This window comes from Deltaproteobacteria bacterium, from assembly GCA_016875395.1.
Lineage (GTDB): Bacteria > Myxococcota_A > UBA9160 > UBA9160 > UBA6930 > VGRF01.
On record VGRF01000004.1, the window covers coordinates 111,261 to 136,273 of the forward strand.

General features: G+C 68.9%; 30 protein-coding genes and 1 pseudogene. 8 read left to right on the forward strand and 23 right to left on the reverse strand.

What is annotated here, in order from left to right; translation table 11 throughout:
- Positions 1-10 precede the first annotated feature (10 nt).
- From secD to FJ091_05155, 13 genes and pseudogenes are all read right to left on the reverse strand, one after another.
- On the reverse strand, positions 11-1,591 hold the full coding sequence (gene secD / locus FJ091_05095) for a protein translocase subunit SecD (GenBank protein MBM4382728.1): 1,581 nt from the start codon (positions 1,589-1,591) through the stop codon (positions 11-13).
- Positions 1,588-1,914 carry a preprotein translocase subunit YajC gene (gene yajC, locus FJ091_05100; GenBank protein MBM4382729.1) on the reverse strand — a complete coding sequence of 109 codons (327 nt, stop codon included), beginning with the start codon at positions 1,912-1,914 and terminating at the stop codon, positions 1,588-1,590. Before yajC ends, secD begins: the two co-directional genes overlap by 4 nt.
- The gene (locus FJ091_05105) at positions 1,914-3,077 is read right to left on the reverse strand and encodes a methionine adenosyltransferase (protein ID MBM4382730.1); all 1,164 of its coding nucleotides are present in this window, start codon (positions 3,075-3,077) and stop codon (positions 1,914-1,916) included. Before FJ091_05105 ends, yajC begins: the two co-directional genes overlap by 1 nt.
- Before the next feature lie 267 nt (positions 3,078-3,344).
- Entirely contained in the window at positions 3,345-3,623 is a 279-nt protein-coding gene (locus FJ091_05110) for an HPr family phosphocarrier protein (protein MBM4382731.1), read from the reverse strand.
- Positions 3,620-4,033 (reverse strand): PTS sugar transporter subunit IIA, encoded by a 414-nt coding sequence (locus FJ091_05115; protein MBM4382732.1) that lies wholly within the window; start codon positions 4,031-4,033, stop codon positions 3,620-3,622. Before FJ091_05115 ends, FJ091_05110 begins: the two co-directional genes overlap by 4 nt.
- A pseudogene (gene rapZ / locus FJ091_05120) lies at positions 4,033-4,898 on the reverse strand (RNase adapter RapZ). The gene FJ091_05115 and the pseudogene rapZ overlap by 1 nt, the downstream one beginning before the upstream one ends.
- Positions 4,895-5,407 (reverse strand): hypothetical protein, encoded by a 513-nt coding sequence (locus FJ091_05125; protein MBM4382733.1) that lies wholly within the window; start codon positions 5,405-5,407, stop codon positions 4,895-4,897. Before FJ091_05125 ends, rapZ begins: the two are co-directional and overlap by 4 nt.
- Positions 5,408-5,878: 471 nt before the next feature.
- Positions 5,879-6,340 carry a PTS sugar transporter subunit IIA gene (locus FJ091_05130; GenBank protein ID MBM4382734.1) on the reverse strand — a complete coding sequence of 154 codons (462 nt, stop codon included), beginning with the start codon at positions 6,338-6,340 and terminating at the stop codon, positions 5,879-5,881.
- Positions 6,341-6,394: 54 nt separating this feature from the next.
- The gene (gene rpoN, locus FJ091_05135) at positions 6,395-7,864 is read right to left on the reverse strand and encodes an RNA polymerase factor sigma-54 (protein ID MBM4382735.1); all 1,470 of its coding nucleotides are present in this window, start codon (positions 7,862-7,864) and stop codon (positions 6,395-6,397) included.
- Between the two features lie 3 nt (positions 7,865-7,867).
- A complete protein-coding gene (gene lptB / locus FJ091_05140; GenBank protein MBM4382736.1) occupies positions 7,868-8,608 on the reverse strand; it encodes an LPS export ABC transporter ATP-binding protein in 741 nt (246 codons plus the stop codon).
- Positions 8,605-9,522 (reverse strand): hypothetical protein, encoded by a 918-nt coding sequence (locus FJ091_05145; protein MBM4382737.1) that lies wholly within the window; start codon positions 9,520-9,522, stop codon positions 8,605-8,607. The genes lptB and FJ091_05145 overlap by 4 nt, the downstream gene beginning before the upstream one ends.
- Positions 9,519-9,911, reverse strand: a complete 393-nt coding sequence (gene lptC / locus FJ091_05150) for an LPS export ABC transporter periplasmic protein LptC (protein ID MBM4382738.1) — start codon at positions 9,909-9,911, stop codon at positions 9,519-9,521. The genes FJ091_05145 and lptC overlap by 4 nt, the downstream gene beginning before the upstream one ends.
- Before the next feature lie 206 nt (positions 9,912-10,117).
- On the reverse strand, positions 10,118-10,333 hold the full coding sequence (locus FJ091_05155) for a hypothetical protein (protein ID MBM4382739.1): 216 nt from the start codon (positions 10,331-10,333) through the stop codon (positions 10,118-10,120).
- Positions 10,334-10,435: 102 nt separating this feature from the next.
- Between FJ091_05155 and bcp the strand changes: the two genes are divergently transcribed.
- The gene (bcp, locus tag FJ091_05160; protein ID MBM4382740.1) at positions 10,436-10,903 is read left to right on the forward strand and encodes a thioredoxin-dependent thiol peroxidase; all 468 of its coding nucleotides are present in this window, start codon (positions 10,436-10,438) and stop codon (positions 10,901-10,903) included.
- A gap of 21 nt (positions 10,904-10,924) precedes the next feature.
- On the opposite strand, the gene FJ091_05165 is transcribed toward bcp, so the two are convergent.
- The 3 genes from FJ091_05165 to FJ091_05175 form a co-directional block, all read right to left on the reverse strand.
- On the reverse strand, positions 10,925-12,115 hold the full coding sequence (locus FJ091_05165; GenBank protein ID MBM4382741.1) for a VWA domain-containing protein: 1,191 nt from the start codon (positions 12,113-12,115) through the stop codon (positions 10,925-10,927).
- A 79-nt stretch (positions 12,116-12,194) separates the two neighbouring features.
- Positions 12,195-13,097: a MoxR family ATPase gene (locus FJ091_05170; GenBank protein MBM4382742.1), complete on the reverse strand. Its 903-nt coding sequence runs from the start codon at positions 13,095-13,097 to the stop codon at positions 12,195-12,197.
- Between the two features lie 52 nt (positions 13,098-13,149).
- A complete protein-coding gene (locus FJ091_05175; GenBank protein MBM4382743.1) occupies positions 13,150-13,803 on the reverse strand; it encodes a nitroreductase family protein in 654 nt (217 codons plus the stop codon).
- Positions 13,804-13,968: 165 nt separating this feature from the next.
- Between FJ091_05175 and FJ091_05180 the strand changes: the two genes are divergently transcribed.
- From FJ091_05180 to FJ091_05190, 3 genes are all read left to right on the forward strand, one after another.
- On the forward strand, positions 13,969-14,997 hold the full coding sequence (locus FJ091_05180) for a phosphotransferase family protein (GenBank protein ID MBM4382744.1): 1,029 nt from the start codon (positions 13,969-13,971) through the stop codon (positions 14,995-14,997).
- A complete protein-coding gene (locus FJ091_05185) occupies positions 14,994-15,440 on the forward strand; it encodes a hypothetical protein (protein ID MBM4382745.1) in 447 nt (148 codons plus the stop codon). The genes FJ091_05180 and FJ091_05185 overlap by 4 nt, the downstream gene beginning before the upstream one ends.
- Positions 15,441-15,594: 154 nt before the next feature.
- Complete coding sequence (locus FJ091_05190) at positions 15,595-15,909, forward strand: hypothetical protein (protein MBM4382746.1); 315 nt, start codon at positions 15,595-15,597, stop codon at positions 15,907-15,909.
- Here the strand turns inward: FJ091_05190 and FJ091_05195 are convergent.
- The 3 genes from FJ091_05195 to FJ091_05205 form a co-directional block, all read right to left on the reverse strand.
- Positions 15,906-16,256 carry a DUF4180 domain-containing protein gene (locus FJ091_05195; protein ID MBM4382747.1) on the reverse strand — a complete coding sequence of 117 codons (351 nt, stop codon included), beginning with the start codon at positions 16,254-16,256 and terminating at the stop codon, positions 15,906-15,908. The two genes, FJ091_05190 and FJ091_05195, sit on opposite strands and share 4 nt — an antisense overlap.
- 320 nt (positions 16,257-16,576) lie before the next feature.
- Positions 16,577-17,623, reverse strand: a complete 1,047-nt coding sequence (locus tag FJ091_05200; protein MBM4382748.1) for a ferredoxin--NADP reductase — start codon at positions 17,621-17,623, stop codon at positions 16,577-16,579.
- 450 nt (positions 17,624-18,073) lie between these two features.
- Positions 18,074-19,252, reverse strand: coding sequence for a cytochrome P450 (locus FJ091_05205; protein ID MBM4382749.1), 1,179 nt, complete (start codon positions 19,250-19,252; stop codon positions 18,074-18,076).
- 87 nt (positions 19,253-19,339) lie between these two features.
- Between FJ091_05205 and FJ091_05210 the strand changes: the two genes are divergently transcribed.
- A complete protein-coding gene (locus tag FJ091_05210) occupies positions 19,340-19,804 on the forward strand; it encodes a DUF420 domain-containing protein (GenBank protein MBM4382750.1) in 465 nt (154 codons plus the stop codon).
- Between the two features lie 320 nt (positions 19,805-20,124).
- Here FJ091_05210 and FJ091_05215 read toward each other — a convergent pair whose 3' ends face one another.
- Positions 20,125-20,760, reverse strand: coding sequence for a glutathione S-transferase family protein (locus FJ091_05215; protein MBM4382751.1), 636 nt, complete (start codon positions 20,758-20,760; stop codon positions 20,125-20,127).
- Positions 20,761-20,837: 77 nt separating this feature from the next.
- Here FJ091_05215 and FJ091_05220 point away from each other — a divergent pair, with 77 nt between their 5' ends.
- From FJ091_05220 to FJ091_05230, 3 genes are all read left to right on the forward strand, one after another.
- Positions 20,838-21,080 (forward strand): hypothetical protein, encoded by a 243-nt coding sequence (locus tag FJ091_05220; protein MBM4382752.1) that lies wholly within the window; start codon positions 20,838-20,840, stop codon positions 21,078-21,080.
- Positions 21,081-21,114: 34 nt separating this feature from the next.
- Positions 21,115-21,486 carry a hypothetical protein gene (locus tag FJ091_05225; protein ID MBM4382753.1) on the forward strand — a complete coding sequence of 124 codons (372 nt, stop codon included), beginning with the start codon at positions 21,115-21,117 and terminating at the stop codon, positions 21,484-21,486.
- A gap of 74 nt (positions 21,487-21,560) precedes the next feature.
- Positions 21,561-22,073 carry a carboxymuconolactone decarboxylase family protein gene (locus FJ091_05230; protein MBM4382754.1) on the forward strand — a complete coding sequence of 171 codons (513 nt, stop codon included), beginning with the start codon at positions 21,561-21,563 and terminating at the stop codon, positions 22,071-22,073.
- Between the two features lie 45 nt (positions 22,074-22,118).
- On the opposite strand, the gene FJ091_05235 is transcribed toward FJ091_05230, so the two are convergent.
- The 3 genes from FJ091_05235 to FJ091_05245 form a co-directional block, all read right to left on the reverse strand.
- The gene (locus FJ091_05235) at positions 22,119-22,382 is read right to left on the reverse strand and encodes an energy transducer TonB (GenBank protein ID MBM4382755.1); all 264 of its coding nucleotides are present in this window, start codon (positions 22,380-22,382) and stop codon (positions 22,119-22,121) included.
- A 360-nt stretch (positions 22,383-22,742) separates the two neighbouring features.
- Positions 22,743-23,372, reverse strand: coding sequence for an energy transducer TonB (locus FJ091_05240; GenBank protein MBM4382756.1), 630 nt, complete (start codon positions 23,370-23,372; stop codon positions 22,743-22,745).
- 302 nt (positions 23,373-23,674) lie between these two features.
- A complete protein-coding gene (locus FJ091_05245; protein ID MBM4382757.1) occupies positions 23,675-24,928 on the reverse strand; it encodes an acyl-CoA dehydrogenase family protein in 1,254 nt (417 codons plus the stop codon).
- Between the last annotated feature and the right edge of the window lie 85 nt (positions 24,929-25,013).

Consider the following 25,013-nt stretch of genomic DNA (forward strand, 5'->3'; position numbering starts at 1 on the left):
TTCCCCCGGCCTAGACCGACAGCTCGGAGACCGGGGCGTCGCCCGGCTTCCACTGGTAGAGCGCGCGCGTGACGACGAGCGCGGTGAACACGCTGGTGAGGATGCCGACCGCGAGCGTCACGGCGAAGCCCTTGATGGGGCCGGTGCCGTACTGGAACAGCACGATCGCGGCGATCAGCGTCGTGATGTTCGAGTCGAGAATCGTCCACAGCGCGCGCTCGAAGCCGGTCGCGATCGCGGCGCGCGGCGTGCGGCCGCTGCGCAGCTCCTCGCGAATGCGCTCGAAGATCAGCACGTTGGCGTCGACCGCCATGCCCATCGTGAGGATGAGGCCCGCGATGCCCGGCATCGTGAGCGTGGCTCGCCCGAGCGAGAGCAGCGCCAACAACACCACCACGTTCACCGCGAGCGCGATCGCCGCGTAGAGCCCGGACTTGCGGTAGTAGACGGCCATGAACGCCACCACCACGGCGAGCGCGACGATCGAGGCGATGCCGCCCGCGCGAATCGAGTCCGCCCCGAGCGCCGGCCCGATCGTGCGCTCTTCCTCGATGCGCACGGGGATCGGCAGTGCACCGGAGCGCAGGATCACCGCGAGGTCGTTGGCCTCTTCGGCGCTGAAGTTGCCCGTGATCACGCCTTGCTGCGTGATCCGCGACTGAATCACCGGCGCGCTCACCACGCTGCCATCGAGCAGAATCGCGAGCTGGCGCCCGCGATTCGCCTCGGTGAGGTCGCCGAACTCGCGGCCCGCGTCGGCGGACCAGGTGAAGCTCACCTGCCGCTCGGCGCGTGTCTGATCGAAGGTGACGCGCGCGTCTTCGAGCTGATCGCCGCGCATGTTCGCCGCCTCGGGCAGCAGGTACGCGCCGAGCACGGCGTTCGTCTTTTTCTCGAGCTCTGGCGCGATCACCATGCCCGCCGGCAGTCCGCCGCTGTGCTTCGCCCGCAACAACTCCTCGGTCTGCGCGTAGTCCTCGACGATCTTGAACTCGAGGTGACCCGTCTGCCGGAAGATGTCGGGCACGCGCGAGACGCCGGGAATCTGCACGAGGATGCGGTCCGTGCCCTGGCGCGTGACGACCGACTCCGGAATGCCCGTGAGGGGATCGTCGATGCGGCGGCGGATCACCTCGATCGACTGATCGATCGCGCGCTTGTGCACCTCGACCAGCCACTCGTCGGTGAGCGTGACCGAGAGGTCGTAGTCGCCTTCGTTCGCGACGTCGATCGTGTCGTACTCGCCGAGCACCTTCTCGACCGCGGCGCGATCTGCGGTCGTCGACGGCTTCAGGAGCAGCCGGTGCGCAGTCGGGTCCACGCTCGACGTGACACCCGTGACCTTGTCGTCGGCGAGCTGTTGCTCGACGCCGTTCTTGATCGCGGTCAGCTCTTGGCGCACCGCGGCGTCCAGATCGGGTCCCAGCACGATGTGGACGCCGCCGCGCAGGTCGAGCCCGAGGCGCATCACGTCGTCGACCCAGAGCGGAGTCGCCTTGCGCTGCTCCTCGGGAATGAAGTTCGCGGCCGAGATCCAGGTGCAGAACAGCATCAGGAGCCCGAGCAGGATCCACTTCGTGCGCAGGCTCACTTCGCCTCTCCCTTCGGCGCGTCCGCGAGCTTGCGCTCGATGCGCGAGCGCTCGACCTCGATCTTCACGCTGCCGCCCTTGCCGATCTCGAGCGTGAGCACGTCATCGGTCACGCCGACGACCGTGCCGCGAATGCCGCCCGCCGTAACCACGCGGTCGCCCTTGGCGAGCGCCTTCAGCAGCGTCTCGTGCTCCTTGCGGCGCTTCTGCTCCGGCCGAATCAGCAGGAAGTAGAGCGGCACGAGCATGATCAGCATCGGCACGACCATCGTCTCGAACGCGCCGGGCTGTGCTTGAAGCCAAATCGCGGACGCTGCGTCCATCACACCTTCCCTGCGTCGCGCGCCAGTGCTTCGGCCCGCGAGGTGTCTTCCCACGGAAAGCCAGCGCGGCCGAAGTGACCGTGATAACTCGTGGCGCGATAGATCGGGCGGCGCAGGCGCAGCGCGTCGTTGATGCCGCGCGGCGTGAGGTCGAAGTGCTTGCGCACGAGCTTGTCGAGCTGCACGCCGTCGAGCTTCGAGGTGCCGAACGCGTCGACGCGAATGCTCACGGGCTCCGCGACGCCGATCGCGTACGCGACCTGCACCTCGCAGCGCCGCGCGACGCCGGCGGCCACGAGGTTCTTGGCGACCCAGCGCGCGGCGTAGGCGGCGCTGCGGTCGACCTTCGAGGGGTCCTTGCCCGAGAACGCGCCGCCGCCGTGGCGACCCATGCCGCCGTAGGTGTCGACGATGATCTTGCGGCCGGTGAGGCCGGCGTCGCCCATCGGGCCGCCGACCACGAAGCGCCCGGTCGGATTCACGTGGAAGATCGTGTTGTCGTCGATCAACTCGGCGGGCAGCGAGGGGCGAATCAGCTTCTCGACCACGTCGCGGCGCAGGTTGTCGTAGCCAACCGCTTCATCGTGCTGCGTCGAGAGCACCACCGCGGAGATGCGCGCGGGGCGATCGCCCAGGTACTCGACCGAGACCTGCGACTTCGCGTCGGGGCGCAGGTACGGAAGCTCGCGCGACTCGAACAGCGCGCGCTGGCGCTCGATCAGCTGGTGCGCGAAGCGGATCGGCGCGGGCATCAGCTCGGGCGTCTCGTCGCACGCGAAGCCGAACATCATCCCCTGGTCGCCGGCGCCCTGCTCTTTGTGCAAGCCCTCGCCTTCCGTCACGCCCTGGGAGATGTCCGGGCTCTGCTTGCCGATCGCGACCATCACGGCGCAGGTGTCGGCGTCGAAGCCCATGCGCGAGTCCGTGTACCCGATGTCGCGCACCACATCGCGCACGAGCGAGGGGAAATCGATCACGGCGCGGGTGGTGATCTCGCCCGCCAGCACGATCAGGCCGGTCGTCGTGAGCGTCTCGCAGGCGACCCGGGCGGCCGAGTCTTGCGCCAGGATCGCGTCCAGCACCGAGTCCGAGATCTGGTCGCACATCTTGTCCGGGTGGCCCATCGAGACCGACTCGGAAGTGAACACGCTGCGGTTGGACATGGAGGCTCCGAGGCTTTGCGGCGCGGCCTCGCACTCGCGCAACTCGCGGGCGAAAGAGGCGGCGCACAGTAAGGAACGCCCCCTAGCGGGGCAACGAAAAAGCCGAGTGGATTCGTGGGGAGTAGGTGCCCGGACGCCGGCGGGACGTGGCGCGATCGGACGCGTGCGAGCGGAAGCGGACGCAGGCGGACGGCATCGCGCAAGCAGTCCCGACCACGCGGGGTCAGACCCGAAATGGCCGAGAAGTTGCGGGCGTGGGCCGCAGCCTCAGCTCTCGTGCGGGCGCGTCAGCAGCGCGCCCAGCGCCGCTAGCGCGGCCTCGGCGTCTGCTCCTTCGGCGCGCAGGCGCAGCCTCGTGCCCTGGGTCGCAGCGAGGCCGAGCAGCGAGATCACGCTGCGCGCGCTGATCCAGTCGTCGGGGTCGGTGCTATCGGCGCGCGTCACCGAGATCTCGCTCGTGAACTTGTTCGCGGTCGCCGCCAATTCGCCTGCCGGTCGCGCGTGCAAGCCGAGCTCGCTCGCCACCTCGTATTCCGCCTCGATCACTTCGCGCGCTCCCCAGGCAGGAGCTCGCTCGCCACCGAGATGTTGCGGCGGCCGTACTCCTTCATCGTCGTCGCGACTTCGGCGAGGGTCTTGCCCTCCCCCCAGCTCGCGAGCTTGATCAGCATCGGCAGGTTCACGCCGGTCACGACTTCGACGGGGCGCTCGCCCAGGAACGAGAGCGCCACGTTCGAGGGTGTGCCGCCGAACATGTCCGTGAGAATCAGCGCGCCGGCGCCGCGATCGACCGCGTCGAGCTCCTTCGCGATCGCGCTGCGGATCTGTTCGACGCTCATCGCCGGCCCGATCGCGACCGCGCGAAAATCGGGCGCGTTCGGAACGATCAGCCGCACGGCCTGCAGCATCTCCTCGCCGACCCGGTAGTGCGAGACGACCACGACCCCGACGCGCATCAGCTCTTCTCCACGTCGCGGTGCGAGACGCTCACGTTCTGCCCGAGCCGCCGCAGCTCCGTCGCGAGCTCCTCGAGCACCGCCACCGAGCGATGCCGCCCGCCCGTGCACCCCACCGCCACCGTGAGATAGGACTTGCCCTCGCGCTCGTACAGAGGCAGCAGGAACGAGAGCAGCGAGCCGAGGTGCGCGAGCAGCTGCTTCGCGGGCGGTGTGTCGAGCACGAAGCTCGCGACCTCGGGGTCGAGGCCGGTACGCGGGCGCAGGCGCGGCTCGAAGTGCGGGTTCGGCAGGAAGCGCACGTCGAACACGAGGTCGGCGCCGCGCGGCAGGCCGTGGCGGAAGCCGAACGAGACGAGGCTCACGACCGGCCCGCGCACGGACTCGCCCGCGCCCGCCCACTCGGCGATCGCGCGCCGCAGCTCGTGCACGTTCAGGTCGGACGAGTCGAGTCGCAGGTCCGCGAGCCGCGCGACTTCTGCGAGCAGCTCGCGCTCGCGTGCGATGCCTTCCTCCACCGAGCCCGCCGGCGAGAGCGGATGCACGCGGCGCGTCTCGCGGTAGCGGTCGACGAGCACGTCCGTCGTGCAATCGAGGAACAGCACGCGCACTCGCACATCACCCCTACGCAGCTCGTCGATCACGCGCGGCAGGTCGCTCAGGAAGCGCTCTTCAGCGCGTCGATCGCGAGCGCGATCTTCTCGATCGGCGGATCCGCCTGCGTGCACAGATCGAGCACCTGACTCGTGAGCTGCGCGGGCAGATTGTCCACGCAGTAGAAGCCGAGATCTTCGAGCGCGTTCATCGCCGTGGTCTTGCCGCTGCCCGACAGCCCCGACACGAACACGACGCGCGGCGCGCTCATCGCTCGCTCTCGCCGCGCAGCCGCGCGTCGACCTTCTCCGCGCCCGAGCGCCCGCGTAATCGCTGCTCGTGATCGCGCACCGCCGCCTCCACCAACGTGGCCATGTTGGCGGAAGGCCGCACCGGCAACACGAGGCAGGGCAGCGAAATCCCGAGCAGCGACTCCGTCGGCCGCTCGAGCCCGACGCGCTCGTACTGCGCGCCCTCGCGCCAATGCTCAAGCCGAAACATCAGCGACACCGCCGACTCCTCCGCCACCGCCCCCGGCCCGTACAGATCGGGCACGTACAAGATCCCGAGCCCGCGAATCTCCAGGAAGTGCCGAATCGCCTGCTTCGCGCGCCCCATCAGCCGCGCGTTCTCGACCCACAACTCCACGACGTCGTCCGCGACGAGCTGATGTCCCCGCGCCACGAGCTCGAGCGCGGTCTCGCTCTTCCCGACGCCCGAAGGCCCTAACAACAGGGCGCCCGCGCCGCGCACGCGCAAGAGGCCGCCGTGTACCTGCATGCGCCGCACCTCGCAGTCTCGATGCCCGCAAAGCTACAGCGCCCAAGGAACCGACACGTTCACCTCTTCTGCGCAGGCGCGAGTCCGCGACGCGCCGGCTTCTCGCCTCCGCCGACGCGAGTCCGCGATGCGTCGCCTCGAAACGCCCGCGCGCAGCGCAAACCGCCGCAATCCCTAACGCGCACAGCGTGCGGAAGCGGGGCCTCGATGGCCCCGCTTCCGCCCTTTCCCAACAACGCGCGACGAGCACCCCAGGCAAGGAGGTGCCGCGGCGGGCGGGGGCCGGCGGCGGCGAGGTAAAGCGGAGCGAGGGCCCCTGAGAATGCGCGCCTTCAGAAAATGCGCGCACGCCCAGAGCCGCCGCTTCCCACCAAAGGCCCGAGTGAGCCACGAGCAGCCGACGCCCCCCGCCCGCCGCGGCGCCGGCGCAACGCGTTCAGAGAGCCGCGAAACAACTCGCCGACGACCGGCCTAGAACCGCGCGTCCTCGTGCTCGATCGCGCGCAGCACGTCCTCGCGGGTCGCCGCCGACTCCACCGCCCGCCGAAACGCCGGATCCCGCAGCGAGCGAGAGATCCGCGCCAGCGCCTTCAGGTGCTGCCCGCCCGCGTTCTCCGGCATCACGAGCAGGAAGAAGAGATGCGTCTTCTGCCCATCCACCGAATCGAAGTCCACCCCTGCGCTGCTCTTCGCGAAGGCCGCCATCAGCCTCGGCAGCCCGGCGACCTTGCCGTGCGGAATCGCCACGCCTTCGCCGATGCCCGTGCTCTGTAGCCGCTCGCGCTCCGCGAGCACCTCGACCAGCTTCGCCTTGTTCGCCGCCGGCTCCGCCGCCGCGACCGCGGTGCAAATCTCCTCGAGCACCTCGCGCTTGCTCGTCGCCCTCAAGTCCACGATCACCGCGTCGCGCAGCAGGATGTCGAGAATCTTCATGGCGGCGGCGTTCCTAAGACGCGATTGCCCGAGGGCGAACCGAAATCAGGCAAGCTAACCGACCTGCCGTCGCTGAGTCGAGGAGAGGATGTTCATCGCCTCGCGGTACTTCGTGACCGTGCGCCGCGCGATGTCGATGTTCGTGCCCTTCAGGATCTCGGCGATGCGCTGATCCGAGAGCGGGTTCCTCGGATCCTCCGCCGCGATCAGCTTGCGGATGCGCTCCTTCACGCTCTCGCTCGCGATCGCGTCGCCGTCGACGCGCGAGATCGACGAATTGAAGAAGTACTTCAGCTCGAAGATGCCCTGCGGCGTGTGGCAGTACTTGTTGGTGGTGACGCGGCTGACGGTGGACTCGTGCATGCCGATGTCGTCGGCCACGTCGCGCAGGTTCAGCGGCTTCAGATACGCGATCCCGCGATCGAAGAACTCGCGCTGAAAGCGCACGATCGATTCCATCACCTTGAAGATCGTGCGTTGGCGCTGGTGGATGGACTTGATCAACCAGAGCGCCGAGCGCACGCGCTCCTGCACGTACTCGCGCGTGTCCTTCGAGACCTCGCGCGACTTCGCGAGCACGTCGCGATACATCGCGTTGAGCTTCAGCTTCGGCAGGCCGTCTTCGTTCAGCACGACGTGGTAGTCGTCGCCGATCTTGTGCACGTAGATGTCGGGCACGATGTAGATCGGCTCTTCGCCGCCGAACGCGCGGCCCGGCCGCGGCTCGAGGTTGCCGATCACCTGCGCCGCCGCCGCGATCTGCTCGATCGTCGCGCCGGTGTCGCGCACGAGTCCCTTGAACTCGCGCTTCTGGAGCTGGTCGAGGTGATTGGCGACGAGCGCGCGCACGAGCTCGTCCTTCACCTTGAAGTGGTCGAGCTGCAACAACAAGCACTCGCGCAGATCGCGCGCGGCGATCCCGGGCGGATCGAGCTTCTGGATGCGCTGGATGGCGGCTTCGACCCGCTCGATCGGCACGCCCGACTGGCGCGCGATCTCTTCGGCCGGCGATTGCAGGTAGCCGTTGTCGTCGATGTTCCCGATCACCCAGCTCGCCGCGGCTTGGTCGTCGGGATCCGCGTCCGCCATCTGGAGCTGGAACGTGAGGTGATCCTGCAGCGACTCGCGCTTCACCGCGGTCGCCTCGTAGCTGCGCCGCTCGTCCTCGCCGCTCGCGCCGACGCCGCCGTAGCTCGTCTGCGGGTACGCCTCCGCGTAGCTCTGCCAGTCGATGTCGGCGAGGCGATCCGCGGCCGCCTCGGTGTCGCTCTCGCGCACCGGCGCTTCCTGCTCGGTCGCCTGCTCGGGCATCGCTTCGGAAGCGGCTTCGGCGACGGCATCGCGCGCCGGCTCGTCGTCGCCTTCCGGCACTTCCTCGAGCACCGGGTTCTGCTCGAGCTCCTGCTGCACGCTCGTCACCAGCTCGAGCTGCGAGAGCTGCAGCAGCTTGATCGCCTGCTGCAGCTGCGGCGTCATCACCAGCGACTGCGAGAGCTTCAGCGACTGCTTGAGTTCGATCGCCACGGTCTAGACCCGCGGTTCCAGCTGGAAGTTCTCGCCGAGGTAGAGCTCGCGCACGCGCGCGTCGTTCGCGATCTCGGTCGGCGAGCCGTGGCGCAGGTTGCGGCCGTCCTTGATCACGTAGGCGCGATCACACGACGCCAGCGTCTCGCGCACCTTGTGCTCGGTGATCACGATCCCGATTCCCTTCTGCTTGAGCCCCACGATGATCTTCTGGATCTCGTCCGTGGTGATCGGGTCGATTCCGGTGAACGGCTCGTCGAGCAGCAGGAACTTCGGGGACAGCACCAAGGCCCTCGCGATCTCGACGCGCCGCCGTTCGCCACCGGACAACGAATCGGCCCGCTGCCGGGCCTTTTCGGTCAGCCCGAACTCGGACAACAGCGCCTCGCGCCGCTCTTTTCGCTTCGCCGCGCTGGGCTCGATCGTCTCGAGGATCGCGTTCAGGTTGTCCGCCACCGAGAGCTTCCGGAAGACCGAAGTTTCCTGCGGCAGATAGACCACGCCGAGCCGCGCGCGCCGGAACATCGGCAGCGACGTGATCTCGCGCTCGCCGAGGAAGACGCTGCCGTGGGTCGGCCGAATCGCGCCGACGATCATGTTGAACGTGGTCGTCTTGCCCGCGCCGTTCGGGCCGAGCAGGCCCACGATCTCGCCCGGCCACACCTCGAGGTCGAGGCCGTCGACCACGGTGCGCTCGCCGTACTGCTTGACGAGCCCCTTCGCGGTGATCGCCTCGCCCTTCACGGCGTCCCGCAGTCGCGGCCGAACACCTTGCTGTTGCCGCTCATCTCCACCTTCTCGCGCTCGAGGAAGAAGGTGATGCGCTGCGCCTCGGCGCGATTGCACTCTTCGGTCAGCTCCGCCGGGCTGCCCGTGCACACGAGCTTGTCTTCGGTGCGGTAGAAGATCGCCTCGTCGCACTTGGCGGTGCGATCGCGCTGCTTCACGACGACGTTGCCGCGCGCGAGCACTTGCTCCGGCTGACTCGTGTCGCCCTTCGTCATCGCCTCGAGCTCGTCGCACTGCAGCGTGATGTCGCCCTGCACGGCGTTCACGTGTCCGGTGAACGAGAGCTTTCGGCCGCCGGGAACGGACTGCACGTCGAGCGTGTCGCCCTGCATCTCGATCGGCTCGCGCAGCTCGTCGCCGCCCTGGTTCCGCCGGCGCGGCTTCTCGCTCGGTTTCGGGGCGACGGGCGCCGCAAGCCGCGCCGCGACGCCCTGCGCGAGCGCATCCAGCGCGCGCGGAAGGTCCGCCTCGTTCGCCGCTTTCTCGGCGAGCGGCTCGCCCAGCGTCTCGCCCGAATCGAGGTCGAGCACGCGTGCGTCGATCGCGAGTGCCTCGCCCATCGGCGTCACGCTGCCCGTCACGAGCGTGCGAACGCCGGTGCGGTCGCGCAGCGCGACGCGCTCGGCCGTGCTCGGCTTCTCCGGGTATTCGCCGATCGCGTTCGGCGGAACGATCGCGCCGATGCCCTGCCCCCCGAGCCGCTGCGCGACGGCCGTCGCGATGTCCGGCGCGCCCTCGGAGCTGGCGCCCATCGAGACGAACGGCGCGACCCCGACGTCGCCGCGCTGCTGCGGCGGCGCCTCGGCGCCGCACGAGCCGAGCAGCAGCGCCACGAGAGCGACGCGGTGCAGCGCGCGGCGCGAGCTCACGGCGCTTCCTCCGCGATCGACGCGCCGCCCAGCAGCCGCAGCCGGTTCTGGCGCACGAAATATTCGAGGCCGCGGCCGCGGAACACCTGCGCGCGCTCGCGCCACACCACCGGCGCGTCGCTCGTCACGACGCCGCGCGTGTGCCCGTAGCGCAAGCGGTCCGTCTCGAACGCACTGCCCGAGGCGGTGCGGCCGTCCACGCCGCCGCTCGCGGTGAACTCCTGCGCCGCAAGGTCGAGCACGCCGTGCGCACACACGAGCTCGAGCGCACCGGGCAGCTCAGCACGCACACCCGTGAGCGAGATGCGGCCGGTCGCCGGCGACACCTCGGCGCGCTGCGCCTCCACGACGAGCTCGCTCCGTTCGCCGCTCGCGAGCACGTAGCTCATCCCGCTAATCGTGAGGCCCGCCGTGCGCGGCGGCTCCGCCGCACTCGCCGCGGCCCAAAACGCCGCGAGCCCCAGGAACAGGGCTCGCGAACCGAACGAATGGAGGCCGGAGGCGCGCAAGGTGCAAGCAACATACCCAGGTGAAGTGCCCGGGCAACGAAGAAAAACGCCGAACCGCGCCGGAAGTCGTCAGGCCTCGCAGGGCCTCAGACTTCCTCGTGGCCCGTGAGCGTCTTGACCGGCTCCTTCTCGGCCAGCCAGTGCGCGGGACGCATCACGACGTAGTCCACCACCACGCCGACGGGATGCAGGATCGTCGCGATGATCTTCAGCGGGTGCCCCGTGCGATCCGAACGGTGGTCGTCGGCGAGGGCAGGCGCTGCGAACGCGAGAGCGAGCGTGAGAGCGGCGATGCGCGTCATGGGAATTCCTCCGCGCGCCAGCCTAGCCCGCGCGCTCCGGCTTGAATCGGCGGATGCCAGCCGCGCGTTGAGCCGTGAGAAGATGGAGGTGGAGGAGCACTCGTGGCCATCGACGAAGGAAAGAAAGCGCCGGCGTTCACGCTGAAGGACGCCGACGGCAAGCCGGTCTCGCTGAGCGACTTCAGCGGCAAGGACATCGTGGTCTACTTCTATCCCAAGGACGACACGCCGGGCTGCACGAAGGAAGCCTGCGGCTTCCGCGACGCGTGGTCGGAGCTGCAGAAGCTCGGCGTGGTGGTGCTCGGCGTCTCCCCCGATGGCGCGATCGCGCACCAGAAGTTCGCCGCGAAGTACGCGCTGCCGTTCCCGCTGCTCTCCGATCCCGACAAGTCGGTGATGGAGAAGTTCGGCGCCTGTGGCGAGAAGATGATGTACGGGAAGAAGGTGATCGGCGTGATCCGCTCCAGCGTGTGGGTCGGACGCGACGGCAAGGTGCGCAAGCACTGGAAACGCGTCGCGAAAGCGGAGGCCCATCCCGAGGAAGTGCTGGCCGCGCTGCGCGCGGGTTGATTGCGACGCGCCGCGCCGCGGTCAGTGCGTGACGCGTGCACCGATCAGCGCGGTCACCGCGTCGCTGATGCCGTCCACGCTCAGGTGGAACATGGGGAAGATGCGCTCGACGAGGCGCACCGTTTGGTAGCGGTTCCAGTCTTCGCGCGGCTCGGGGTTCAGCCACACCACGCGCTCGAAGTGGTCGCGGATGCGGTGCAGCCAGTCGATGCCGCGCGTGCCGCTCTGGCGGCGCGGGTCGATGTTGCCGTTCGGCTCGAGCAGCTCGGCGGGATGCATCGCTGCGTCGCCGACGATCATCACCTTCCAGCTCGGATCGAGCTTCCGTAACAAGTCGCCGGTCGGCACCGCCTCGCGCCGCAGCAGCCGCGCATTGCGCCCGAGCTCTTCGTAGACGCAGTTGTGGAAGTAGTAGGCCTCGAACTGGCGCAGGCCGCGCTCGGCGTGCAGCGCGGTGAGCAGCTTGCTCACGGGGTCGAAGTACGGGTCCATCGTGCCGCCCACGTCCATGAGCAGCAGCAGGCGGATGTCGTTGCGGCGCTCGGCGCGCCACACCAGCTCGATCTCGCCCGCGTTCTTGCACGTCTCGTCGATCGTCTCGTCGAGGTCGAGCTCGCTCTTCGCGCCGGTGCGCGTGAGCTGGCGCAGGCGCCGCAGCGCCACGCGGGTCTGCCGCACGTCGAGCGTGCCATCCGTGCGGTAGTCCTCGAAGCGCCGCTCCTCGGCCACCTTCATCGCGCTGCGATTCTTCGCGGGCCCGCCCACGCGAATGCCGGTGGGATGCTCGCCGCCGTGGCCGAAAGGCGAGCGCCCCCCGGTGCCGATCCAGCGCCCGCCGCCGTCGTGCCGCTCGGTCTGCTCCGCGAGGGTCTCCAGGAACTTCCGCATCAGCTCGTCGCTCGAGAGCTTCTCGAGCAGCGCGCGCTCGTCGTCCGTGAGGGGCCGGAAGTTCTTGGGATCCTTCAGCCACTCGAGCAGCTCGTCCTCGATCTTCAGCGAGCCCTCGACACCTTGGAACACCTTCAAGAACGCGCGGTCGAAGGCGTCGAAGTACGTCTCGCTCTTGATCAGCACGCAGCGCGCGAGGTTGTAGAAGCGCTGGAGGCTCGAGCCGTGCAGCCCCTTCTCGAGCGCGCCGAGCAAGAGCAGCCACTCCTGCGTGCCGACCGGCACGCCTTCGTCGCGCAGCTCGTAGAAGAAATCGATGAACATCGCGTCTCGTGCTCTGGATCAGCCGCGGGCGCAGCCTGCCGGCTGCATCGCCACCTCGGTGGCCGCGCTGATCGGAGACCTAGTTGTTGTACTTCGGCCCTAGTTCCTTCCACTCGCTCGGGTATCTCCCGCCGCGGTCGTGATACTTCTCGAGCGCCTCGGTGTCCTTCTCGTTCTTCAAGAGCGCTCCGAGGAAGGGGATGTGCATCTCGATGTCGTCGGCGCTCATGCCCGCGCGCTGCAGCACCGCGATCCAGTCGATCAGCTCGCTGGTCGAGGGCTTCTTGCGCAGCTCGCTCTGCTCGCGCAGCCAGTAGAACTTGATCAGCACCTGGTCGAGCAGCTGCGTCTTCAGGTGCGGGTGGTGCACGCCGACGATCTGCGTCATCAGCGCCTTGTCCGGGAACTCGATGAAGTGGAACACGCAGCGGCGCAGGAACGCGTCGGGCAGCTCCTTCTCGTTGTTCGACGTGATGATGATGACGGGGCGATGCTTCGCGACGATCTCGTCGCTGGTCTCGCTCACCGTGAAGCGCATCTCGTCGAGCTCCCGTAACAAGTCGTTCGGGAACTCGAGGTCGGCCTTGTCCACCTCGTCGATCAGCAGCACGCGGCGCTCCTCGGCCTGGAACGCGCGGCCCACCGGGCCCATGCGGATGTAGGAGCGGATGTTCGCGACGTCGCCCTCGCCGAAGCGCGCGTCGTTGAGGCGCTGCACCGTGTCGTACACGTAGAGGCCATCCTGCGCCTTGGTCGTGGACTTGATGTGCCACTTCTCGATCTGGAGGCCGAGGCCCTCGGCAACGTGCTGCGCGAGCAGCGTCTTGCCGGTGCCAGGCTCGCCCTTGATGAGCAACGGGCGCTCCAGCGCGATCGCGCAGTTCACTGCGTCCACGAGCGAGGACGACGCGATGTAGCCCTTCGTCCCGCTGAATTGAAAGAACGCGTCCGACTTCGGTGCAGCTTCAGTTTTTTTCGCCATGGGCGCGCAGTGTCCTCAATGCGTCGGGAATTTCGAGGGCAAGCGGCGCGGGTCAGCGCGGCCAGAGGGGCTTGTCGATCGTGAAGCCGATCGGGTCTCCCCAGCGGTTGCGGTGCATCACCTTGTGCACCGGCACGCGCGGGGCGACGCCCCACTTGCCGGTCGGGTAGCCGAACGTCACGCAGGCGTGGAAGTTCCAGCCCTTCTCCGGCACGCCTAACAGCTCGTTCACTTCGGCGAGGCGGAACGCGAACACGCTGGTGAGCGCGCTGCCGATGCCCTCGGCGCGCGCGGCGAGCTGCGCGCTCCACACCGCGGGGAAGATCGAGCTGCCGGTCGGGTCGCCCTGCCCGTACGCCATCAGGATCAGCGGATAGACCTCGAAGTTGTCCCCGAGCCACATCGCGCTCGCGCGCATGCGGCGGAAGCCCGCGCTGCCGGGCGCGTCGGGGTTCTTCTCCGCGAACTCGACGCGCTCCTTGTAGAAGCCGGCCCACAGGCGCGAGAGGCAGTCGCGATAAATCGGGCCGAGCTTCGCTTTGAGCCCCGCGTCGTCGATCCACAGGAAGCGCCAGCCCTGCGCATTGCCGCCGCTCGGCGCGCGAATCGCGGCGTCCATGATGCGCTGCTGCGCGTCCATCGGAATCGGGTCGGGCTTCACGCGCCGCATCGCGCGCGTCGTGTACAGCGCCTCGTAGACGTCCATCTCTTCGACTCTCCGTTCGCCTTCGGCTCACTGCGCGCGGCCTCCGCCGCTTGCACGGCTCGGGCCGCTTGCCGGGTTTGGTTGCCTAGCTTCGCGCGCTTCGCTCAGCGCGCGCACGCAGCGCACCTCTCGCAGCGCGTCGTCGCGGCGTGCGACAGTGCGCGCATGAGCGATCTCGCCGAACGCTTCGCGGCCTACGCCGCGCGCAAGCTCGACGGCGCGCGCGAGGTGCGCGTGAGCGGGCTCGATCGCATCCCCGGCGGCGCCTCGCGCGAGACGTATCGCCTCGTGCTGCACTACGAGCAGCACGGCCGCGCGCACGAGCGAAGGCTCATCTTGCGCCGCGACCCGCCCGGCTCGCTGATCGACACCGAGCGCCGCCTCGAGTTCGCCGCCTACGCCGCGTTCTGGAACACGGCGGTGCCGGTGCCCGAAGCGATCTGGCTCGAGGAAGACCCGGCGCATCTCGACTACGCGTTCTGCGTGATGCAGGAGCTCGCGGGCTTCGAGGCGTCGCCCGCGATGCTGCTCGCGCCGCCGTACGCCGAGCACCGCGAGAAGATCGGCGCGCAGAAGTGGCAGATTCTCGGCGAGATCGCGAAGGCTGACCCCAACAAGCTCGGCCTCGTCGGCGTGATGAAGGACGTCGCGCCGGCGGAGTGCTGGCAGCGCGAGCTCGGCTACTGGGAAGGCGTGATCGACGAGGACGAGCTCGAGCCGCAGCCGATCATGCGCGCCGTGATCCGCTGGCTGCGCAACAACCCGCCGCCGCCCGCGCAGAAGATCTCCGTCGTCCACGGCGACTACCGCACGGGCAACTTCCTCTACGACACCGCGGGCGACATCCACGCGATCCTCGATTGGGAGATGGCGCACCTCGGCGACCCGCTCGAAGACCTCGCCTGGGGCCTCAATCCCGTGTGGATGTGGGCGCGAGACGGGCGCGCGGGCGGCCTGCTTCCGAGGGCCCACGCGATCCGCACGTGGGAGTCCGCGAGCGGCCTGCGCGCCGACCCCGCGGCGCTGCAGTGGTGGGAGCTGTTCTCCTGCGTGAAGGGCCAGGGCATCTGGGTCTCGAGCGCGCGCGAGTACCAGACGGGCAAGAACCAAGACCCGATCCTCGCGATCTCGGGCTACCTGATGACGAACGCGCAGGACCGCGCCGCGCTCCACTTGTTAGGGAGGCTCACGTGAAGCCGGACCCGCAGCGCGTGCTCGAGCAAACCGCGGCGCAGCTCGGCGGCGAGATCCTGCTCGCGGTCCAGCCGCGCTACCGCCAAGCGGGCGTGGGCATGCTCGCGGGCCTGCTCGGCGCGATCCGCGAGGAGTTCGACCGCGCCGCGGCGCGGCGCGTCGAGGAGAACGCCGCGCTGCGTGCGCTCTTCGCGCGCGGAGCCGAGATCGCGACCGACGCCGCCCTCGCCGCGCGGCTGCGTGCCGCTGCCGCCTCGCGCGACGACTCGCTGCTCGTGCCCGCCCTCGACGCCGCGAACCAGCAGCTGCGCGCGCTGCTGATCGCGCTGCACGCCCACGTCGAGGCGCTCGCGACGCCCGCCGCGCGCGAGCTCGACGCCGCGATCTGGCGCGAGCTCGCGGCGAGCACCGCGCGGCGCAAGCTCAGCCTCGGCGCGTTCTAGAAGCCTGCGCGGCTGTCGCCCCGGACTCCGCCGCGCCTCGCGCCGCGTTCTAGACCTGGCTTCGCGGCCGGCTCCAAGTCCACGTCCCGACGGACTTTTCTATTGCCCGCGCTTGGGGCCCGCCATACGATGCGACCCCTCACGGGAGGCGCACATGCGCGTACTTGGCACGGTCGTCGAACAGGAATCCGGGAAGCCCCTCGCGGGTCTTCGCGTGCGCGCCTACGACAAGGACGTGATCACCGACGACAAGCTCGGCCTCGATGCCGTGACCGACGCCGCCGGCAAGTTCGAGATCTCGTACACCGAAGCTCACTTCCGCGACCTGAACGAGACCGAGCCGGACATCTACATCCGCATCTACCACGCGAGCGGCAAGAAGCTCCTCCACACGACCGAGCCGGCCGTGCGCTGGAACTCGAAGAGCACCGAGGTCTTCGACGTGAAGATCTCGAAGGCGAAGCTCTAGCTCCGCGTTCCGGCGCCTCGCGACGCAAGGCGCTCTGCCAGATCCTCGAGAGTCGCGGCGAACCAAAGCTGGCGCCCGCGATTCGTCTCGCGCACGAAGTCGCGGAAGGAATCGCTGCCCGCGACGTACGCACCGACGTCTCCGACGATCGCGACGCGCACTCCGTAGTTCACGAACTTCTGCAGCATCTCCCCGAGCACGCGCGTCTTCAGCTCAAAGCACTCCGGCGCAAAGCGCGCGACGGGAATCGCGAGCCAGTCGTACTCGCTCCCGTACGCCTCCCCCATCGCATCGAGCGCATCCCGCTCCGCACGTAGCAAAGGCCCCGACTCCGAGAGCACGCACACGCGAGCTCCTCCAAAACTTCGCAGCGTCGGCTCCGTCACCCGTCGCTCCGTACGTGAGTCATTGCCTGCGCGACCTCGCTCCGTGACGCGCGCTCACCCTGCCAGAGCAACCTCGAAGTCGACCACTCCTCGCAGCAGGTCGGCCGAGGCCGCAAGCGAAGCGCGCAGCAGCGGGCGAGTCCGCGAGCCCGATGCGAAGTAAACGTGGAAAAAAGCGGGCCACTCGAAGCACCGCGAACGAAGAAGCATCCGCACGCCTCGCCGCACCGGTACACCCAGCCGCACGCGGCCCGCGGGATCAGTGAGCGCGCTACGCGCGCTCACTGATCCCACGAAATCTCGCACTCCTCGCCCACCGCGTGCCCCTGGCACGTCAGCACCCAACCCTGAGCAACCTCTTCCGGCGTGAACACGTCGTTCGCGACCATCGTCACCTTGCCGCGCAGGCAGCGCGCGGCGCACGAGCCGCAGTAGCCCTCCTCGCACGCGAATGGCGCTCCGAGGCCCGCTTTGCGCGCTGCGGCCAGCAGGCTCTGGCCCTTCGCGTACGGGATGCGGTGCGCGGTCTTGTCGAGGTGCACCACCACTTCGCGCGGCACACCGCTCGCGTTCTCCGCCGCCGCGACTGCCGCGGCGCCAGCCTGCGAGTGCTCGCCCACGCCCTCGAAGCGCTCGATCCAGAGGTGATCGCGCGAGTGCCCGCGGGCGAGTAGCGCCTGCTCGACGAGCTCCATGAACGGACCGGGGCCGCACAGGTACGCGTCTGCTTGCTCGAAGCCGGCGTGCACGCGCTCGACCTCGGGGCGCGACGTGAGCCCCTGCTCGGCGTCGAGGTGATGGATCACTTCGAGGCGGCCCACGTGCGCGGCCGCGAGCGCGTCGAGCTCGGCGCGAAAGATCACCGAGGTGGCGTCGCGGTTCGCGTAGAAGAGGCGCATGCGCCGCTGCGTCGTCGCGAGCGCGGCCTTGATCAGCGAGAGGATCGGCGTCACGCCGCTACCGCCCGCGAAGAGCACGAGCGCGCGCTCGCCGTCGTGCAGCGTGAAGCGCCCGGCGGGCTGCATCACCTGAAGCGTCGTCCCCGCGGCGACGTGTGCGTGGAACCAGCCCGAGCCGCGGCCGCCGGGCACGAGCTTCACCGTGACCTTCGGCGCGGCGTCCGTCTCGGGCGCGCTCGAAAGCGAGTAGCAGCGCAGCAGCTCGCCGCCGGCGTGGGGAACCTTGAACGTGAGGAACTGCCCCGCGCGGTAGCGGAAGCGCTCGGAGAGCTCGGCGGGGATCTCGAACACGTACGAGAGCGTGTCGTGCGTCTCGCGGATCACTTCTCGAACGCGCAGGCCATGGAACGACAACGGAGTCTCCCGCAGATGAAGGGCACGTGAAGAATCTCAGGACCGTGTGAAGGAGTTCACAGCGTCGCCGCCCGCGCGTGCGGTGTCATCGGGTCGCCGGGAGGGCGGAGAAACTCGACGAACGCGCGACCAACCCAGCGGCCCCTGGTTTGGCAGCGCGAGCGAGAAGCGGGTGCGCATCCCTGACTTCGAATTCACGAGTCGCCGCCCTTCCGGTTTTTTCGTGGGCTCCGCTCGGCTTATACCGGGGTGGCGCGCGGCGTCCGGGTGGCAGGCTCGCCTCGCTGCGCGCGCGCTGAGCGAGCCTTGCTCGCTCGGCGCGCTTGCCGGGTGTTTCGCGGGCTCCGCTCGGCTGTGCGTAGGTTGCGCGGCATCCGCGGCCGGCTTGCTGTCGCGACCCGTGGTGTCTCCCGAGGACGCGGTGTCCGCGCGCGGGCCTCGCTCTGCGGACTCTCTGCGTGGCCTTCACGACCGCGGCTTCCAGCGGATCGGGAGGCGCTCGATGCCGGTGATGAAGTTCGAGGGGCGCATCGGAGGCGGGGCGTCGGTGGCGAGCTCGACGTCGGGGAGGCGGGCGAGCAACTCCTCGAACATGACGCGCAGCTCGAGGCGGGCGAGCGAGGCGCCGAGGCAGAAGTGCGGGCCGTAGCCGCCGAACGTAAGGTGCTCGTTGGGGTCGCGCGCGGTGTCGAAGCGGTACGGGTCTTCGAACACGGCTTCGTCGCGGTTCGCGGAGGGGTAGAGCAGCAACAACTTCTCGCCCTTGCGAATGCGCGCGCCGTGGAACTCGAGGTCGCGCGTCGCGGTGCGGTTCATGTTCTGGATGGGCGTGACCCAGCGCAGCATCTCCTCGATCGCGACGGAGATGCGGCTCGGATCGCGCACGAGCGCGTCCCTCTGCGCCGGATTCCGTAACAACTCGTAGAGCCCGCCGGTGAGCACGTGGCGCGTGGTCTCGTCGCCGCCGATCAGGATGAGCAGCGCCTCTTGCCGCAGCGCCTCGTCGTCGAGGCGCTCGCCGTCGATCTCGGCGTAGACGAGCGTGGAGATGAGATCGTCGCCGGGCGGCTTGGCGCGGCGATCGGCGACCACCTGCGCGTGGTACGTGATCCACTCGACGCCGGCCTTCATGGCAGTGGCGCGCGCCTCGGGCGTCGCGTTCGCGTTGGTGCCGAGCAGCATGTCGTCGGACCACTTCAGCAGGCGCTCGTGGTCGGCTTCCGCGACGCCGAGCATGTCGCCGATCATGATCATGGGCAGGTGCCGCGCGACGTCGCGCACCCAGTCGCACGCACCGCGCGGCGCCACCGCGTCGAGCAGCCGCTGGCACGCGGCGCGCGCCTTCTGCTCCTGCTCCTCGATGCGCCGCGGCGTGAAGCCCTTGTTCACCAGCGCGCGGCGCCGGCGATGCAGTGGCGCGTCCATGTTGATCATCGACGGAATCGGCGGCGAGTCCGGGCGCGAGCCGCCGCTGCTGCAGAAGCGATCGGGGTCCTTCGCGGCCTCCTGGACGTGCGCGTGCCGGGTCACGCCCCACAGCCGGTTCTTCTCGTCCCAATACACCGGCGCGTTCGCGCGCATCCAGCGAAACGCGTCGTGCGGCCCCCGCGCGTAGAAATCGCCGTCGAGCAAGTCGATCGGCATCGGCGGAGTCGGCTGCGTCACGGGCGCCTCGTCTTTTTTCGCGGGGTTCTTTTCCGCGCGGCGCGCCTTCTCTACCGTACGGCGCCCATGAATCCCAAGCTGCTGTTCTGGTGCTGGGCGCTCGCGAACATGGCCCTGGTGCTCGGCCTCGCGGTGCGCGGCGTGCTCGCGATTCGAGCGAACCAGATCGAGGGTCACCGCCGCTCGATGACGTGGGCAGGCTTCTTCGTCGTCGCGTTTCTCGTGGCGTACGTCGTGAAGCGCGTGACGCTCGGCGGCGAGGATCTCGACGCGTGGAGCAGCGCCGCGCGCGTCAACCTCTACGTCCACGAGACCTTCGTCGCGACGATGCTGATCGCCGGCGGCTTCGCGTTCGCGCTCGGCCGCAAGCTCGCGCGCACGCGGCGCGTCACGCAGAACGCGAACGACCCCCTCGCCCCGCGCGAGACGATCTCGCGCCATCGGCTCGCAGGGCGCATCGCGGTTTTCGCCGCGGTGTTCGGCTTCCTCACCGCGTGCGGAATCCTCGGCGGGATGCTGGTTCGGGGTTAGGGGCAGACGCCGTGCTCGCTCCGCGGGGGCGAGGTTCGCGCTCTTCCACGTTTACTCCGCATCGGGCTCGAAGACTCGCCCGCTGCTGCGCGCTTCGCCGACGCGCAGCGAGTCGTCGGGGCACGCGCATCCTCGGAAGCGCGTCGGCGAATCTTCCACGTTTACTCCGCATCGGGCTCGAAGACTCGCCCGCTGCTGCGCGCTTCGCTTGCGGCCTCGGCCGACCCGCTTGGGAGGACCGTTCGTCTTCGAGGTCGTTCGGACTTCGCCTTAGCGCGGCAGGCATCACGCTTAGCCGCGCGCTTCGTTCGGCGCGGCTGTCACTCAGGAATGGGCGACGCGGGGACTCCGAAGTCTTTCGTGATCGGCACGAACTTCGGCTGCGCTTCAATGCGCGCGATCCAGCGCTGCACGTGCGGGTAGCGCGCGAGCTCGAAGGCGCCCTCGCCGGCGACGTGCGTGTACGCGAACAGCGCGATGTCCGCGATCGTGAAGCGCTCGCCGACGAAGAACGCGCGCGTCGCGAGCTGCGCGTCCATGATCGCGAGCGCGGCGTTGCCCCAGGTCTGCTTCGCCTCGATCTCGGCGGGCGTCTTCGTCGAGAGCAGCTTCGCGAAGTGCCAGAAGCGCAGCGTCGCGATGTTCGGCTCGTGGCTGTACTGCTCGAAGAACATCCACTGCAGGATCTGCGCACGCTCCCACGCGTCGCGCCACGCGAGGTCGGTGCCCTCGGCGAAGTACGCGAGGATCGCGTTCGACTCGAACAGCACGCGCCCGTCCTCGAGCTCGACGGCGGGGATGCGACCGTTCGGGTTCTTCGCGAGGAACTCGGGAGTGCGCGTCTCGCGCTTCAGGATGTCGAGCTCGACGCGGCGGAACGGAATCCCGCGCAGCGTGAGGAGGAGCCGCACCTTGTACGCGTTGCCGGACTCGAGGTAGTCGTAGAGCGTGATCATGCGAGAGCGTTTACTCGTGCGGGGCGGGCGCGTCGAACGAAATCTTTTGGCGGGCTGCGCGGGGAGACCGACGCAGGGTGCGCGATCACCGCTCCTCGAGGGTCCACGGACGGCGAGGCCACCGTTCGACCTTCGCTGGGCTGCGCCTCGCTGCGTTCGCGCGCAGCCAGCCCTTCGCGCACTACGTCGCGTGCCTGCCGAGCCGCGCCGAGGAGCCCGCGATCCACGTCTTTCAGCGCTTCGTGCTGCGCGAGGCGCCGAGCCGCGAAGCCGCGCGCATCGAAATCGCGCGAGACGGGTTGAATCCGCACAGCTGTTAGGAAGAATATCCTCGCCTCCCCAGAAGGAATCGCCATGCAACGCCGCGAGTTCCTCGCCGCCGTGATCGCTTTCGCCGCCGCGCCCGCGCTGGCGCACCCTGGTCCGCACCGTCACCCGCACACACGGCGGAGGCGCAGGCGCATCCGCCGCCGACGCATTCGTCGCCGCGTGCTGTGGCGCACGGTCGGCCCGCGCCGCTTGCTCGTCGTGCCGCTCGCCGTCGCCGTGGGCTGGGAGCTGCTGGTCGACGACCGCGTCGTGGTCGTGCACGAGGTGCACCACGATCACGTGATCGTGAAGCACGGCGATGGCAAGACGGAGAAGATCGAGGTCGTGAAGGAAGACGACGCCGAGAACTCGAAGGAGCTCGAGGGGTCGGAGGTCGAGGAAGAGGTCGAGGAGTGAGCGCGCGCGTCGCGCCGCTCGCGCGAGCCGACCTCGCCGAGCTCGAGCCCGTGTTCGCCGCGGTGTTTGCGGGCATGGGCTTCGTGCCCAACAGCATGCTCACGATGGCGCGCAGCCCGCAGTTGCTGCGGGCATTCGCGGGCCTCGCGATGACCGTGCTCGGCCCCGGCACGCTCAGCGCGGAGCTGAAGCAGCTCGTCGCCCACGTCGCGAGCCTCGCCGCCGGTTGCCGCTATTGCCAAGCCCACACCGGCGGGAGCGCCGCGCGTGCGGGTGCGAGCCACGCAAAGGTCGGCGCCGCGTTCGAGTTCGAGACGAGCGCGCTCTTCAGCGCGGCCGAGCGCGCAGCGCTGCGCCTCGCGCGCGACGCTGCGCAGGCCCCCTCGCTCGCGAGCGACGCACACTTCGCGGAGCTGCGAGAGCACTTCAGCGAGGCGCAGATCACCGAGCTCGTCTCGGTGATCGCGCTGTTCGGCTTCCTCAACCGCTGGAACGACACGATGGCGACGACCCTCGAACCCGAGCCGCGCGCGTTCGCGAGCGAAGCGCTCAGCCGCGCAGGCTGGAAGATCGGCGCGCACGGCTGAGCGACGGCGCGGCGCTCAATGACATCGCTCGCGCCGCGCGCACCGCTACGCCTCGCGCTCGAAGCGCAGTCGCACGCGCACGTTGTCGCGCGCGACTGGCTGGCCGTCGCGAATCACGGGGCAGTAGCGCCAGCCCGAGATCGCGGACAGCGCTGCGTCCTCGAACGCGGCGCCGGGCGAAGACTCGAGCACGCGCAGGTTTCGCGGCGCGCCCTGCTCCGCGACGTCGAACTCCACGAGGACGAACCAGTGGTCGATCCCTCTGCGCTCCGCGTCCTCGGGCCACTCGGGCATGACGCGTGAAGGCACCACCTCGCCGCACTGCTCGCCGTCGATGCCCGGGAGGAGGCGTCGTTCGCGCGGAGGCTCGAACCAAGCACGCACTGGGGCGAATTCAGGTCGCGAGCTTCGCGGGTGCCGAAATCGAAAAGCCTCGGGCGGTGTGATGAACCGACAATGAATCGGAAGTCCGTCGCAGCCGCGGCCACGCGGAATCGACCAAGCACCCTCCTCTCTCGAAACCACGACAGGAGATCTTCGGAAGCCGATTGGCCCGCAGATCGAAGCGCCGAACCGATTCGCGAGCGGGGTCGCGACTGTGACGAACACCGCACACGCCGCCGCGACTCCTAACAACCCCGCGAGCGCGTAGCGCAGCGCGCCCACGGCTCACGCCTTCTCGAGCACGAAGCTGAGCCGCACGCGCAGGCCACGGCGCTCCACCGCCCGCCCGTCCATCACCGCGGGCCGATAGCGCCAGCGCTCGATCGCCTTCAGCGCGTTCTTCTCGAACACGCCGCGCGGCGATGCATCGACCACGCGCGCGTTCGCGACGCTGCCCACCTTCGTGATGTCGAACTGCACGAGCACCCAGCCATCTCCGCGTCCGTTCGGCGGGTAGTCGGGAAGCACGCGCACGATCGGCTGGATGTCGACGTCGTTCCTGCCGCCCACCATGAAGTCCGGCCGCGTCCCCGCTCCCGGAGGCCTGGTCGGCTGGATCGCCGGCATCAGCTTGATCTCGCCCGCACAGTCGCCGCACGGCGTCGTCTCGATCGTGATGGGCGGCGGAAGCATCTCGCGCTCCGGCGGCTCCGCCTTCTCGCGCGGGGGCTTCGGCTGAGTCGGGGTGTCGTGCCTGAGTCGCGTGAAGTTGATCTTGCTTGCACCGATCGTCGGCAGCGCGATCTCGTCCCCCGAGTGCGTCATCTCGCTCAGCCCGATAAACACCACGCTGAGCGTCATCGCTCCGCACAAGCCGGTCGCCAGGAATCGCAGCGCGCTTCGAATCACGTCCATGGCACGTCCTCCGTGTTGTTGCGTGCAACGACACGAATACGCACAAACGTGAACGCACGTATGAAGCGAACATGAACCGTCTCAGCGCCGCCGCGTCACGAGGCGACTCGACGCGCGAAGAACCTCGGTGGCTGACGCGCCAAGGCGAAGCCAGACCATCCTCGCCGTCGAACGCTCCTCACTGCGTGTCGGCCGAGACCGCAAGCGAAGCGCGCAGCAGCGGGCGAGTCTTCGAGCCCGATGCGAAGTACACCAGGGAAAACGCAAGCCTCGGTGGTTGTTAGGCCACCGAGGCCCGCGCGCTACACCTTCCCGAACAACTGCTGCGCCACCTTGCGGATCTGCACCTCGTCCGAGCCCTCCGTGATGCGATAGCGACGGTGGTGGCGGTAGATGTGCTCGAACGGCTTGTGGCGCGTGTAGCCGATGCCGCCGTGCGTCTGGATCGCTTGGTCCGCGGCTTTGCAGCAGAACTGATTCGCGCGGTAGTTCACCATCGCGATCTGCGCCGAGAGCTTCGCGTCCACGCGCGACGGGTCCTTGCGGGCGTCCATCTCCCACGCGACGCGCCGGATCGTGTTGCGGATGAACTCCGCGTCGGTGTGCAGCTCCGCGAGCGGCCACTGGATCGCCTGATTCACCGCGAGCGGCTTGCCCCAGGTCTTGCGCTCCTTCGCGTACTTCACCGCCTCGAGAATGCAGTACTGGCCCGCGCCGAGGCTCGACGCCGCCTGCCGGATGCGGTTCTCGTGCACGAACATCTGCGCCATGTCGAGGCCGGTGCCCTCGCCGCCCAGGATCGCGGCGTTGTCCACGCGCACGTTTGTTAGGGAAACCTCGGCGTGGTCGGTGGGCATGTTGAACGTCCACCACTGATGCTCGACTTTGAAGCCGGGCGAGTCGGTGGGCACGATGAAGCACGTGATGCCGCGCGGATCGCCGGGCTTGCCCGAGCTGCGCGCGAACACCATGTCGTAGTTCGCGCTGTGCATGCCGCTGTTGAAGCGCTTCTTGCCGTTGAGGACCCACTCGTTGCCGTCGCGCACGGCGGTGGTCTCGAGGAACAGCGCGTCGCTGCCGTGGTTCGGCTCGGTGAGCCCGAACGCGAGGCGCTTCGTGCCGTTCATCATGCCCTCGAGGAACTCCTTCTTCTGCTCCTCGGTGCCGCGATGCCACATCATCAGCACGGTGGGGAAGTTGCCGACGATCGAGGCCTCGTTCTGAAGATCGTTGTGCAGCCCGAGGCCCTTCGTCGCGAAGTGCTCGCGGATGATCGCCATCGCGAGGTTCGAGCCGTCCTTGCCGCCCAATGCCTTGGGCAGCGCGAAGCGCAGGTGGCCCGCCTTGTCCGCGCGGCGGCGCATCTCGCGCAGCAGCTCTTCCCACTCCTTGCGCGGCTCGCCGTCCTTGTCCCAGTCCGTGCGCGAGTGCTCGCGGCGGTGGTCGAAGAAGCGGATGTTGTCGTTCTCGCGCTCGAGCGGCTTGATCTCGAGCTCGATGAACGCGTCGAGAACACCGAGGTAGTCGGTGATCTCTTTGGGAATCTCGAAGTCCATGGGCGCCTCCAGTGGTGAGCGCGCCACGGTAGTGCGAACTCGCGCGGGCGTGTTTGCTCCCGCGCGGAAATCTGGGCGACGCTCG